This is a genomic window from Rickettsia philipii str. 364D (assembly GCF_000283995.1).
Lineage (GTDB): Bacteria > Pseudomonadota > Alphaproteobacteria > Rickettsiales > Rickettsiaceae > Rickettsia > Rickettsia rickettsii.
In genome coordinates this window covers 192,897-206,361 of the sequence record NC_016930.1, presented here as the reverse complement: position 1 = coordinate 206,361, position 13,465 = coordinate 192,897, and the positions used below count along the sequence as shown (strand labels likewise).

The window sequence follows — 13,465 nt, the reverse complement described above, 5'->3', positions numbered from 1 at the left end:
CAGAAAATGATATCAGATATAAATGCTCTAAAGTATAAAAAAGTTTTACTTAAAGTGTCAGGGGAAGCTTTAATGGGAGATAAGCAATTTGGGCATGAATATGACATAATAAAAAAGATTGCCATCGATATTAAAGAAGTTATCGCTTTAGGAGTAGAAGTTGCTATTGTAGTCGGCGGTGGAAATATTTACCGCGGGATTAATGCAGCACTTGTCGGTATGGACCGAGCTTCAGCGGATTATATAGGTATGCTTGCAACGGTGATTAATGCTTTAACTTTACAAAACGTTATGGAAAGCCTCAATATCTATACAAGAGTTCTATCGGCTATTCCTATGATGAGCGTGTGCGAACCTTATATTCGCCGCAAAGCTAAAAGACATATGGAAAAAAAGCGTGTAGTAATTTTTGCCGGCGGTACGGGTAACCCGTTTTGTACAACCGATAGTGCCGCAGTACTTCGCGCAATCGAAATGAATTGCGATATTTTATTAAAAGCAACTCAGGTTGACGGTGTATATGATTCCGACCCTAAAAAAAATCCGGATGCTAAAAAATATTTCACTATTAGCTATAAAGATGTTATAACTAATAACCTGCAAGTCATGGATACGGCAGCTATTGCAGTTGCAAGAGAAAATAAATTACCTATAAGGGTATTTTCGATAAAAGAACAGGGAAATTTTGCTAGAGTAATACAAGATAAAGGGGAATATACGACAATTGAGGAATAATATGTAGTGTGAATTGTTGTATGATTTTTATATCATTCCCGCATAGGTGTTGTTGCGTAGAGACTAAATCGTCATTGCGAGCAGCCGTAGGCTGCGTTACAATCTAGAAAGAATAATAAAAAATTCTGTAGATCAGAATTTTTTACTAGATTGCTTCATCAAAACTTATAGTTTTTCCTTGCAATGACGGAAAAACCAATCTACGCGGGAATTACATCGGGGCCATTGCCTAATACATATAACAATGTCTCAATTCGTGTACTAATAATATATGGATAAATAAAGATGGATAAAGAGCATTTAAAGAAAAACTTACAAGAAAAGATGGAGAAAGCTCTAAAAGTTTTAGATCATGAGCTTAAAGGGCTACGTACCAGTAGAGCTTCAGTGAATTTACTTGATAGCGTAACCGTGGAAGCTTACGGGAGTAAAATGCCGCTTTCACAAGTTGCTTCTCTATCCACCCCTGATGCACGAACAATTAACGTGCAGGTTTGGGATAAATCTATGGTATCATCGGTAGAGAAAGGAATTACGATAGCAAATCTTGGCTTAACTCCTGCAACGGACGGTCAATTAATCAGACTGCCGATACCGGCTTTAACTGAAGAAAGACGTACAGAACTGGTAAAACTTGCTCATAAATACGGTGAAGATACTAAAATTTCATTACGTAATATTAGAAGAGACGGCAATGAAGCACTTAAAAAGCTAGAAAAGGATAACGTTATCGCAAAAGATGAGCATCATAGCTTATCTGAACAAGTACAAAAGCTAACCGATGATTATAGTAGTAAAGTTGACTCGGTAATAAAACAAAAAGAACAAGAAATAATGACTGTTTGATTTTCTATGTCATTCCTACTTTAGATTTGTTGCGTGGATACTAAATCATCATTGCGAGGATGCATTGTTGCGTGGACCGGTAAAATCCACTGTGTCACCCTGTGGCTTGACCACAGGGTCTATAAAAACAATAAAAAATACTAATAATTTTATTTTTAACTGGATCCCGCAATCAAGTCGCGGGATGACAGCAGTGGAATTGATCCACGCAACAATACCTTGCGAGGAGAAAAGCGACGTGGCAATCCAGAAAAATCGATCCATGCAACAATGCTAAGCGAGAATGACATAAATTGAATCTATACTGACAAAATAAAATGACAAAATTAGTTAGAGATTTAATTCCAGAAATTACCTTAAAATCAGGCAGGATACCAGTTACTCATATTGCTGAATCATGTGAGTATAAAGAATTATTAAAAAATAAACTACTAGAAGAAGTAGAGGAAATTTTACAAGATGAGTATATGGAGAAGTTGCCGATATATTAGAAATACTTGAAACAATCTGTAATATTAATGGCTATAAACTAAAAGATATATTAAAAATTAAAAAACAAAAAAAGAAAGTTAATGGTGGTTTTGATAATAAGATAATTTTAGAAAAAATAACTAATTAGCTTTTTTGCCTTAATAAAATAAAGGAGTCATGCAATAAAATCGGCTATAGAACCTTGTATCACAGGCTGTATCCAGGATCTAGCTCACAAGTCGTAGGACGACAGAAATACCATTACAAACAGGCAAGCCTTCACAGGAATAACATCAGACTATACCACTCAAAATAATAAAACTATGATAACAAAAGAAGCAGCACAGAAAATAGCAAAATTAGCTAGATTAAAATTTGAAGCAGATACTGTAGAAAAATTTTTTACTCAGCTTAGTACTATTATGGATATGATCGATATTTTAAATGAAATAGATTGCAAAGATATAGAGCCTTTAACTTCGGTTTGTAATATGAATGCTAGAATGCGAGAGGACGCCGTTACAAGTTCTGATTTATCAAGTGAGTTATTTGATAATGTAAGTGGAAATAGTACTCAGCTGGCTAAAGAAGTAAAATATTTTATCACTCCAAAGGTTGTTGAATAATTATGACGGAACTAAACAAACTAACAGTAGCAGACAGTATAAAAGGTCTAAAAAATAAAGATTTTACAAGTGTGGAATTAATAGGTGCACATATTAAACAAATAGAGAAGCATAGAAACCTAAATGCTTATGTTACCGAAACTTTTGATTTAGCTTTAAAACAGGCTGAAGCAGCCGATCAAAATTATGCTCAAAATAACGCAAGAACCCTTGAGGGTATCCCGTTTGCCGCTAAAGATCTTTTCTGCACAAAAGGAATTAGAACTACGGCATGTTCTAATATACTGAAAAATTTTATACCTAATTATGAATCAAGTGTTACACAAAATATTTTTGATAAGGGCGGTGTGATGCTCGGCAAAACCAATATGGATGAGTTTGCTATGGGTTCCGCAAATATCACTAGTTGTTTTGGAAATGTAATTAGCCCTTGGAAAGCAAATGATGATAATGCTGATTTAGTTCCAGGCGGTTCTTCAGGCGGTTCAGCTGCAGCAGTTAGCGGATTTATGGCATCTGCTGCTCTTGGTAGCGATACGGGCGGCTCGGTACGTCAACCTGCAAGCTTTACGGGTTTAGTCGGTTTTAAACCGACATATGGTCGTTGCTCAAGATACGGAATGATATCGTTTGCTAGCTCCCTTGATCAAGCAGGAATATTTACTAGAAGCGTTTTAGACAGTAGCATTATGCTTGAAGCAATGATGGGGTTTGACGAAAAAGATTCTACTTCGATTAAAGCAGAAGTTCCAGAGCTACAATCCGCTATCGGAAGTTCTATGAAAAATATGAAGATGGGCGTACCTCTTAGCCTTGGTGAGGGCAGTATTATTGAACCTGATATTATGAAAATGTGGCAGGATACCATAGAACTACTTAAAAACGCCGGTGCTGAAATAGTTGATATTACTTTGCCGCATGCTAAATACGGTGTTGCTGTTTATTACGTAATAGCACCGGCTGAAGCTTCTTCAAATTTATCTAGATATGACGGCGTTAGATACGGTCTTCGAGTAGAACGTGAAAATATGACGCTTGACGAAATGTATGAAATGACTAGATCAACCGGATTTGGCGAGGAAGTAAAACGTCGTATTATGATTGGAACATATGTGCTATCATCTAGTGGTATGGATGCATATTATCTAAAAGCTCAAAAAGTACGTCGTTTAGTTGCAAACGATTTTAATAATGCTTTTGCAAAAGTTGATGCCATTTTATTACCGGCTGCCCCGACTGCAGCTTTTAAGATTGGTGAAAAACAAAATGATCCGACTATTATGTATTTAAACGATTTATTTACTATTCCTGCAAGTTTAGCCGGTTTACCTTGTGCATCGGTTCCTGCTGGATTATCGGCACGCGGTTTACCTCTTGGGATACAGATTATAGGTAAACAATTAGACGAATATACTGTTTTGAAAGTAGCATCAACAATTGAGTCAGGTGTAACACATATTAAATTTGAACCAAAGGGTTTTTAATTATGGCATATATTGAAGGTAATACGGGGAAATGGGAATATGTAATAGGGCTTGAAATCCATGCTCAAATTTCCTCAAAATCTAAGCTTTTTTCAGGAAGTAGTACTATTTTTGCAGCAAATCCAAATTCGCAGGTTTCCTATGTCGATGCAGCAATGCCCGGGATGTTACCGGTATTAAATAAGCATTGTGTACACCAAGCAATTAAAACAGGACTTGGGCTTAAAGCTAAAATAAATAAATATTCGGTATTTGACCGTAAAAATTATTTTTATGCCGATCTGCCGCAAGGTTACCAAATTTCGCAATTTTACTATCCTATAGTACAAAACGGCACTATGGAAATACCAACTAGTACCGGTGATCTTAAAACTATTCGTATTAACCGTTTGCATTTAGAGCAAGATGCGGGTAAATCTATGCATGATCAATCACCACATTACAGCTTTATCGATTTGAATCGTGCCGGTATTGGACTTATGGAAATTGTTACCGAACCTGATATATCATCACCGGAAGAAGCAGCTGAATTTGTAAAAAAGCTAAGAAATTTGTTACGTTATATTGGCAGCTGTGACGGTGATATGGAAAAAGGCTCGATGCGTTGCGATGCTAATATTTCAGTAAGACGTAGCGGCGAACCACTCGGCACAAGATGCGAAATTAAAAATATTAATTCAATTCGTAACATCATTAAAGCAATAGAATTTGAAGCTAAAAGACAAGTTGACTTGCTTGAAAGCGGTGAAGAAATAATTCAAGAAACACGCCTATTTAATGCCGATAGCGGCGAAACAAGAACTATGCGTTTAAAAGAAGAAGCACTTGATTATAGATATTTTCCTGATCCCGATTTATTACCGCTTGTTATTTCTGATGAGTTAATAAATGAGCTAAAAGCAAATTTACCTGAGCTACCTGATCAAAAGATTGAAAAATATACGAAGGAATTTAGCTTAAGTAAATATGATGCCGAAGTAATAGTAGCCGATGAATCGGTTGCTGAGTATTTTGAGAAAGCAGCAAATGAATGTAACCCTAAAATGCTTACTAATTGGCTAACTAGTGAATTATTTGGCCAATTAAATAAAGCATCGATAGGAATAAATGAATGCAAAATTACCCCTAGTAACTTTGCAAAACTGGTAAAATTAATAGAAAATGATACTATTTCCGGTAAAATTGCAAAAACCGTTTTTGAAATTATGTTTGAAACCGGTAAAGCACCTGATAAAATAGTAGAAGAAAAAGGACTTGTACAAGTTTCGGATAATAACGTGCTAAACACGGTAATTGACGAGGTAATAGCTGAAAATCCTGAATCAGTAGAGGGTTATAGAAGTGGTAAGGATAAATTATTCGGTTTCTTTGTAGGGCAGGTAATGAAAAAAACCGACGGTAAGGCTAATCCGACGCTTGTGAATCAGCTTTTAAAGGAGAAATTGAGTTCTTGATGCTATTCCTTTGAAGATATTGCCCGAGTGGATAGATTTTCCTGTCATTGCGAGCAGCCATAGACTTTGTTGCATGGCGCGGTTTCATCGTCATTGCGAGCAAGCCGTAGGCTACATGGCAATCTCGCCAAATATCCTGAGATTGCTTCGTCAATTACTACGTAATTTTCCTCGCAATGACGATTTGATATCCGTACAACAAGGGCAATGCCTCGTAGGATGACACAGAACATACTCAAACTTAAAACATTATTTTTATGAAATTTCTAAAAATATTTTTACTATCTTGCTTACTAGTTTCTTGTGAAAAAAAAGAAACGGAAAAAACTTTAATAGTCGGTACTGCCGCAGATAATCCTCCTTATGAATTTATCCAAGACGGAGAGATTGTTGGGATTGATATTGATATTATCAAAGCAATAAGCGAACGTCTAAATAAAAAAGTTATCATAAAAAACTTCGACTTTAACGGTTTACTTGCAGCTTTGGTTAGTGAAAATATTGATGTTGCGGTGGCGGAGCTTTCCGTAACACCGGAGCGTGCTGAATATATCAGCTTTTCCGATAATTATGCTACTGCAAGATTTGCCATAATATATAGAACAGGTGATAATATACAAAATAGCAAAGATCTAGAAAATAAAATAGTAGGGGTACAGCTCGGTAGTGTTTTAGAAAAAAAAGCACACGATCTATCACAGACGATAAATATTAAAGTTCATTCTTTAGCAAATCATTTAATGTTGGTTGAAGAATTAAAAGCCAGAGTCATAGATGCTATTATTTCTGAGGAATTTCAAGGCAAAAAATTAAAAGAAAATAATTCAAATTTAGAAAGCAGTACTTTAGAAGAATTTTCATCCGATTTTGCTATAGGCATGTCTAAAAACTCAGGACTAATTAATGAAATTAATGAGGCAATCGATTCATTAAAAAAAGACGGAACCATTAACAAAATTATGAAAAAATGGCTGGGACAGTAACAGAAAGTCAATTTAAAGATGCTATGAGCCGATTCCCTAAGGGAGTGACTATTATAACAACAAATTGCAATAACGAACTTTTTGGCTTTACTGCTAGTTCTCTTACTTCCGTATCTTTAAAACCGCCGTTAATATTATTTTGCCTTAATAAAAACTCTTTTAGTATAAACAGTTTTCAAAAAAGTGATAAGTTTGCAATTAGTATTTTAGCAGAGAATCAAATTGATATCTCAAAACATTTTGCTAAATCACAATCTAATAAATTTACAAAAATTGATTATGAGCTTGGTAATAAAACTGATTGCCCTCTAATAAACGGTGCAACTTATCATATAGAGTGTAATAAATATGCTTCTTACGATGCCGGTGATCATGTTATATTTATCGGTGAAGTAATAAATACCGCTATTAAAAATGATTTAAAGCCTCTATTATATTTTCATAAATCGTATACAAAGATTTAATTTTGGTTATTTTTTGCTGCAAATTATAAGATTTTTTGAAATATAAGTAACTATTCCAGCAAAAATCTTATTAATTTTCGCTAAAAAATACCTCAAAATAGCCAATCAATTAGAAATATTCACAGAACCTAGTTTAATTTGAAAAATTGGCGTCGTATAATAAGATCTGCGGTTCAAACTATATTAAGTATACACTGCGATCCAAGGACTTTAGACGCCTTGCTCTTGTCCAAATTAAACTTCGTCTACTTACTGTTCATTTATTAGGAGTATACATTGCCAATATGTTAAATATCGGTCTTAGTGGTTCTACCGGTAAAATGGGAGAAACCATTCTAGAGAGAATAGATAAATTTAAAGATTGCAAAATTGCAGCAAAATTTAATAGTACTAATAATTTAGATGATTTAGATAATTTTTGTAAAAATTCTGATGTGATCATCGATTTTTCTACCCCTGAAATATTAGAAAAATTAATTAATTATGCATTAAAACATAATACAAAATTAGTAATCGGAACCACAGGTCTCCAACCTCAACATTTTAAGCTTTTAGAAAAAGCAGCTCAAACTTTACCTGTTTTATATTCTGCAAATATGAGTATAGGAGCTAATTTGCTTAGCTATCTAGCTAAAGAAGTAACAAAAATACTAGATGATTACGATGTTGAAATTCTAGAAACGCATCACCGTAATAAAAAAGATTCACCCTCAGGAACTGCTGTTATGCTTGCTGAAACAATTGCCAGCAAAAAAGGATTAAATATAACATTTAATCGTGGTAATAGACTAAGAAGCGAAAAAGAAATAGGTATTTCCTCGCTTCGTGGTGGAAATGTTCACGGTATACATGAAATATCTTTCCTAGGTGACGATGAAATAATCACCTTAAAACACGAAGCTCTGAATAAAAATTCTTTTTCTATTGGTGCAATTAAAGCCGCTATTTGGCTACAAGATAAACCTTCTGCTTTATATTCAATGCAAGATATTTATAAAATATAATTAATATAGCTTGAAAAAATACCTTTAAGAGGCTATATTTTATTATGTAAATAACATAATCCTAAGGTTACTTATGATCGATTATACAAAAACTTTAACTGCCGCCTCAAAAAATAAAACTTTTGACGAAGGCTTAAGACAATACATGCTTAAAGTATATAATTATATGGCTTTAGCACTTTTACTAACCGGTGTAGCAGCCGTAACGACTATATCAGTTGAGCCTATTTATAATTTAATGTTTCAAACAGGTTTCGGTACTATTATAATGTTTGCTCCGCTCGGTATTGCTTTATATTTCTTTATGGGCTTTGGACAAATGAACCTGCAAACGGCACAAATATTATTTTGGGTTTATGCCGGTTTAACCGGTATGTCGCTTGCATATTTAGCTCTTATTTATACCGGTGCATCAATAGCTCGTACTTTCTTTATTTGCTCTTCCGTTTTTGGAGCAATGAGTTTATACGGTTATAGTACAAGTAGAGATTTAACATCTATGGGTTCATTTTTTGCAATGGGTCTTATAGGTCTTATCATTGCTTCATTAGTCAACTTGTTTCTAAAAAGCTCGGCTCTTTCTTTTGCTACCTCTCTTATTGGAATAGTAATATTTATGGGATTAATTGCTTGGGATACTCAAAAGATTAAGTCTATGTATTACATGGCAGGAAACGATGAAGTAGGACAAAAGCTTTCTATTATGGCAGCCTTTACTTTATATTTAGATTTTATAAATCTTTTCCTATATTTAATGAGATTTTTAGGCAATAGAAGAGATTAATTGGTATCATTCTTGCAAAGTCATGATTTTATTTCATTGCTTCGGTTTTTTCATTGTTATATCACGATCAAATCTATAGTACTGAATAGTTTTTAAAAAGACTTGGATGTCATATCCCTGCAAAAGCAGGGGCTTTGTCGCACGGCTTCGAAAACTTATTCAATGTCATTCCACGTGGCATTGTTCCGTGGATACCGAATCATCATTGCAAACGGTCGCATCGAACTCGGCAATCCAGAAAAAATAATAAAAATTCTGTAAATCAAAATGTTTACTGGGTTGCTTCGTCAATTGCTACGTGGTTTCCTCACAATGATTAGGATTTTGACCCACACAACAACACTCTTTCACTATTAGTTAATATTAAACAGGTTATTTTTATGTCTCAAGAGAAAACTCAACAAGAATTATTATTACAAGAGCAACTTTTTAAAGCCCTGAAAACTAACGATACAGAATTGAATGCCAAAATATCTAGAACCTGCAAAGGCATTGCCGAATCTGTTATTGACCTTTCTAATGACCAATCTCCTACTGCTGAAAGCCTATATATTAGCTATATGGCCCTAGCCGATTTAAACACTAAGGATTTAGCTAAAGTTACAACAATAATAAAAAACTCGTTTCCAGGAGATAAAAACAAGAAATTAAGAGAAATAATCGATACACCTCTTTTAGAGCACTTAGTTATGATAGAGGCAATTGAACGACAGGTTGGATTAGATGATAGCCGATATAACGCAGATTACAGAAAACTTGAAGAAATAAGAAATCCTAATGACCCTAAAAAAGTCATTGATGCTATGCTACGTGATAAGAGGGTGGCACAGCAAGCTGAGTTTGAGGAGAAAGGACAAAAGGCAGCAGGCGTATCGGCCGGTTATGTTGCTAAAGATAACGCCGGTAATACTTTTATTTTAAAACATTTTCATAAAACTCATGCTGCATGCCAAAAAATACCAGATAATAATGCACAAAAACAGGCTATGGCTGACCGAAGAGACGGAGTACAAGAATTAATAGGCTCTACCATGTATCAATTTTTATTACATGATCGCGCACCAAAAGAAGGGCTGGTAACAGCGGATGAAAAACACCCTGATTCACTTTATGTACGTTCTAAATTTTTTGATAATGCTGTAACACTAACAGAATTTTCCGGTTTATCAGGTGAAACTAGAGTCAGAGCTAATGATCAAAATTTAAAAAAGTTGGAAGGATTTGAAAAAGCCATAGCTGCTTGTCATATGCTGGGGGAAGTAGATTATCATGCTGGTAATTTAATGGTACAGGATGGTAAAACAATAACCAAAATTGATCATGGTCGCTCTTTTTTAGCATTTCATAAGAATTTTAGCAGTATAATTCAATCAACAGCTGCAATGTTTACACATCCTGGTGTTGGCTACAGTGCTGCTATTAAAGCAGGTAATTTCTCATTTAGTATCGATAAATATAGCGCATCATTAAATCAAATGATAAGTCAATTTGATGAGCAACAGATGGAAGCAATAGTTGATCAAAAAATTGATGAATTAAAAAAAGCTGGGTTTGATCCAAAAAATATTATGTTATCCACTAATATTCAAAATTTTGATGATTTGAGAAAACACTATAAAAGCAGTATAAAAGAAAATCTTGTTAATATGCAAGAAGTGGCCAAAGGAGCTGAGATAGTAACAAAATTCAGTAATGTTTCACCTGAATTTAAAAATGGTGGTTGGTTAGAGGCTTTCGCTCATTCACCTGTAAAAGACCCGGTACTCTATGCAATAGATAATAACATTACAATTGAATGTAAAGATGCTAAAGAGTGGGCGTATGAAAATAATTACCAAATTAAAATTGCTATAGGCTTGAAAAAAGAAACAATCAAGGAACAACAATGGAGCAAAGATTTGGACGGAAAATGGAAAGAAAAAGAAGTTGAGGTTAAGACAGATAAAGTAGAAGTACAAATTGCTGATCCTGTAAAATCAATGCGTATACAAGACAAATCTACAGGCGAAAAATTGGCATCACTAATTGTTGATTTTACAAAGCAGGCAACAACTAAAAACGTAACCGATAAAGCAGTAGCAAAATTCTACAACAATATAATGAAAGTGCTAAAAAAAGAAAATTATCTTACCGAGCAAGATATTAAGGGTATAAAGAAAAATTTAAAATATCAGGATAACATCGAAAACACGACCAACTTATTAAATGCTAAATCTTTCAAGTTAAATTATAAAGATATTATATATTACAAGGTAGGAATTTTTTGTGAAAAGAGAGGTTTACCTAGTATCGCAAATTATTTTATGAAACAAATTTCTCCTGAGAATTTAAATAAAATTCATAATACAGAAAAACTTATAGCAGAAAGTATAAAAATTGGTAATGTACTACAACAGAAGAAGCAAGAAAGACTCCAAACAAAAAGAGTAGAAACGGTAAAAGAAATCGCATTCTCTCAATTACAAGCTAGGAAGGAAAGACATCAACAAAGATAAGCATTGTTGAGTGTATGCCTTAAACGTCATTGCGAGCAAGTCATAGAGTCGTTGCATAGTCCTAATGTCATTTCTAGCTAAAACGCGGAAAACCAGTAACTATTAATCCATCCTGCGACTTGATAGCAGGATCTAGTCTTGTTTAAATTTTTTTCTCGATACTGTGGTCAAGCCACGGTATGACAGCGAAAAGTACTGGATTTCCGCTTTTAGCTAGAAATGACATACTATAGGCCAAGTTGCGGTATGACATCATAACATACAACAGCTATAAATTCTTATTCTTTTTCTGCATTTTTTCTAGCAGACGGTGAGAGCATAATACTTAGCTCTTTTAGAGCTTTATCCTCTACATAGCTTGGGGCGTTCATTAATAAATCTTCAGCCTGCTGGTTTAAAGGAAACGCAATTATTTCCCTTATATTTGTTGCTTCCGCAAGCAGCATAACGATTCGGTCAATACCGGGGGCTATTCCACCATGTGGTGGAGCTCCAAACTTAAATGCTCTAATCATCCCTCCAAATCTCTTATCAACTTCCTCTTCACTATAACCTGCTATGGAAAATGCTTTATACATAATTTCCGGCTTATGGTTTCTAATAGCACCGCTGGACAGTTCAATACCGTTACAAACAATATCATATTGGTATGCGGTAAGTTCTAATAACTCTTCAGTGGTTTTAGCTTGCTCTAAAGCATCTATTCCGCCCTGCGGCATAGAAAACGGATTATGGCTAAAATCAATTTTTCCTGTTTCTTCATTTAACTCATAGAATGGAAAATCGGTAATCCAGCAGAATTTAAAACAATCTTTTTCAAGTAAATCAAGCTCTTCACCAAGTCTTATTCTAACCTTACCGGCAAGTTTAGCAGCTTTCTCTTTCTTATCGCTAGCGAAAAATACAGCATCACCGTTACTAACACTAGCTGTAGCTTTTAGACTCTCTAATTGCTGCGGGCTTAAGAATTTTACTACCGGTCCCTTTGCTTCACCGGTTTCACTAAACTGAATATAGCCAAGTCCACCTGCTCCTTCTGATATCGCAAACTCTATCATTTTATCGAAGAAACTACGAGGCAGTGCAGCTGCCTTAGGTGCAGGAATTGCACGAACTATGCTACCTTTTTTAATATTCTCTCTAAAGATTGTAAAATCGGAATCTCTAAATATCTCAGTTACATCGGCAATTATAATAGGGTTACGTAAATCAGGCTTATCAGAGCCGTATTTTAGCATAGATTCATTATATGGAATACAAACGAAAGGAGTCTCTGATACTTTCTTATCCGTGAATTTAGTGAATAAATCATACATCACAGGCTCAATAGTACTAAATACGTCTTCCTGTGTAACAAACGACATTTCTACATCTAGCTGATAAAACTCGCCGGGTGATCTATCGGCTCTTGCATCTTCATCCCGAAAACAAGGAGCAATTTGGAAATAACGATCAAAGCCTGATACCATCAATAACTGCTTGAATTGCTGAGGTGCTTGCGGTAATGCATAGAACTTACCCGGGTGCATTCTACTAGGTACTAAAAAATCCCTAGCCCCCTCAGGTGAGCTTGCTGTTAAAATCGGAGTTTGAAATTCGGTAAAACCTCTTGCCGTCATCAAATGACGAAGATGAGAAATAATTTGTGAGCGGAGTATTATATTATTATGTAATTTCTCACGTCTAAGATCTAAAAAGCGATGTTTAAGCCTAGACTCTTCGGGAGCGTCTTTTTCAGTATTAATAACAAAAGGGAGAGTATCCGCAGCTGACTCAACACTAAATTCCACAGCTAGCACTTCAACATGACCTGTCGGAAGCGTATTATTAATCGTGTCCTCTGATCTTGCTACAACTGTACCCCTTACCGTAATTACCGACTCATAACGCAAACGACTTGCATCCTCCATAAGCTGAGGGTTTTGATCGGTAAACACGATTTGAGTTATACCGTAATGATCACGTAAATCTATAAAAACTAGATTCCCGTGATCTCTTCTTCTATGTACCCAACCGGATAGCTTAACTTCTGTTTCTACATCGGATATTTGTAATTCGTTACAATTATGAGTTCTGTATTTATGCATTTTTATTTTTTTATTATACGATTGCCCCATTA

The 13,465-nt window shown here is 34.8% G+C and carries 12 protein-coding genes; 11 read left to right on the top strand and 1 reads right to left on the bottom strand.

Going from position 1 to position 13,465, the window contains the following annotated elements:
• Nucleotides 1-6: 6 nt before the first annotated feature.
• The 11 genes from pyrH to RSA_RS00940 all read left to right on the top strand — a co-directional run bounded on the left by pyrH (nucleotide 7) and on the right by RSA_RS00940 (nucleotide 11,346).
• Nucleotides 7-735 (top strand): UMP kinase, encoded by a 729-nt coding sequence (pyrH, locus tag RSA_RS00990; protein ID WP_014364421.1) that lies wholly within the window; start codon nucleotides 7-9, stop codon nucleotides 733-735.
• A 285-nt stretch (nucleotides 736-1,020) separates the two neighbouring features.
• A complete protein-coding gene (gene frr, locus RSA_RS00985) occupies nucleotides 1,021-1,581 on the top strand; it encodes a ribosome recycling factor (protein WP_014364420.1) in 561 nt (186 codons plus the stop codon).
• Between the two features lie 317 nt (nucleotides 1,582-1,898).
• Nucleotides 1,899-2,072: a hypothetical protein gene (locus RSA_RS08760; RefSeq protein ID WP_012150411.1), complete on the top strand. Its 174-nt coding sequence runs from the start codon at nucleotides 1,899-1,901 to the stop codon at nucleotides 2,070-2,072.
• 303 nt (nucleotides 2,073-2,375) lie between these two features.
• The gene (gene gatC / locus RSA_RS00975; protein WP_014364419.1) at nucleotides 2,376-2,678 is read left to right on the top strand and encodes an Asp-tRNA(Asn)/Glu-tRNA(Gln) amidotransferase subunit GatC; all 303 of its coding nucleotides are present in this window, start codon (nucleotides 2,376-2,378) and stop codon (nucleotides 2,676-2,678) included.
• 2 nt (nucleotides 2,679-2,680) lie between these two features.
• A complete protein-coding gene (gatA, locus tag RSA_RS00970) occupies nucleotides 2,681-4,162 on the top strand; it encodes an Asp-tRNA(Asn)/Glu-tRNA(Gln) amidotransferase subunit GatA (protein WP_014364418.1) in 1,482 nt (493 codons plus the stop codon).
• Nucleotides 4,163-4,164: 2 nt separating this feature from the next.
• Complete coding sequence (gatB, locus tag RSA_RS00965) at nucleotides 4,165-5,616, top strand: Asp-tRNA(Asn)/Glu-tRNA(Gln) amidotransferase subunit GatB (RefSeq protein WP_014362764.1); 1,452 nt, start codon at nucleotides 4,165-4,167, stop codon at nucleotides 5,614-5,616.
• Nucleotides 5,617-5,873: 257 nt separating this feature from the next.
• Nucleotides 5,874-6,599: an ABC transporter substrate-binding protein gene (locus RSA_RS00960; protein WP_010976861.1), complete on the top strand. Its 726-nt coding sequence runs from the start codon at nucleotides 5,874-5,876 to the stop codon at nucleotides 6,597-6,599.
• Nucleotides 6,584-7,063: a flavin reductase family protein gene (locus tag RSA_RS00955; RefSeq protein WP_014364417.1), complete on the top strand. Its 480-nt coding sequence runs from the start codon at nucleotides 6,584-6,586 to the stop codon at nucleotides 7,061-7,063. The genes RSA_RS00960 and RSA_RS00955 overlap by 16 nt, the downstream gene beginning before the upstream one ends.
• A gap of 284 nt (nucleotides 7,064-7,347) precedes the next feature.
• Entirely contained in the window at nucleotides 7,348-8,067 is a 720-nt protein-coding gene (dapB, locus tag RSA_RS00950; RefSeq protein WP_012150406.1) for a 4-hydroxy-tetrahydrodipicolinate reductase, read from the top strand.
• 73 nt (nucleotides 8,068-8,140) lie between these two features.
• Nucleotides 8,141-8,851, top strand: coding sequence for a Bax inhibitor-1/YccA family protein (locus tag RSA_RS00945; protein ID WP_012150405.1), 711 nt, complete (start codon nucleotides 8,141-8,143; stop codon nucleotides 8,849-8,851).
• 380 nt (nucleotides 8,852-9,231) lie between these two features.
• Complete coding sequence (locus RSA_RS00940; protein WP_014364416.1) at nucleotides 9,232-11,346, top strand: T4SS effector phosphatidylinositol 3-Kinase RisK1; 2,115 nt, start codon at nucleotides 9,232-9,234, stop codon at nucleotides 11,344-11,346.
• A 278-nt stretch (nucleotides 11,347-11,624) separates the two neighbouring features.
• Here RSA_RS00940 and aspS read toward each other — a convergent pair whose 3' ends face one another.
• Nucleotides 11,625-13,433 (bottom strand): aspartate--tRNA ligase, encoded by a 1,809-nt coding sequence (aspS, locus tag RSA_RS00935; protein WP_014362286.1) that lies wholly within the window; start codon nucleotides 13,431-13,433, stop codon nucleotides 11,625-11,627.
• Nucleotides 13,434-13,465: the final 32 nt, after the last annotated feature.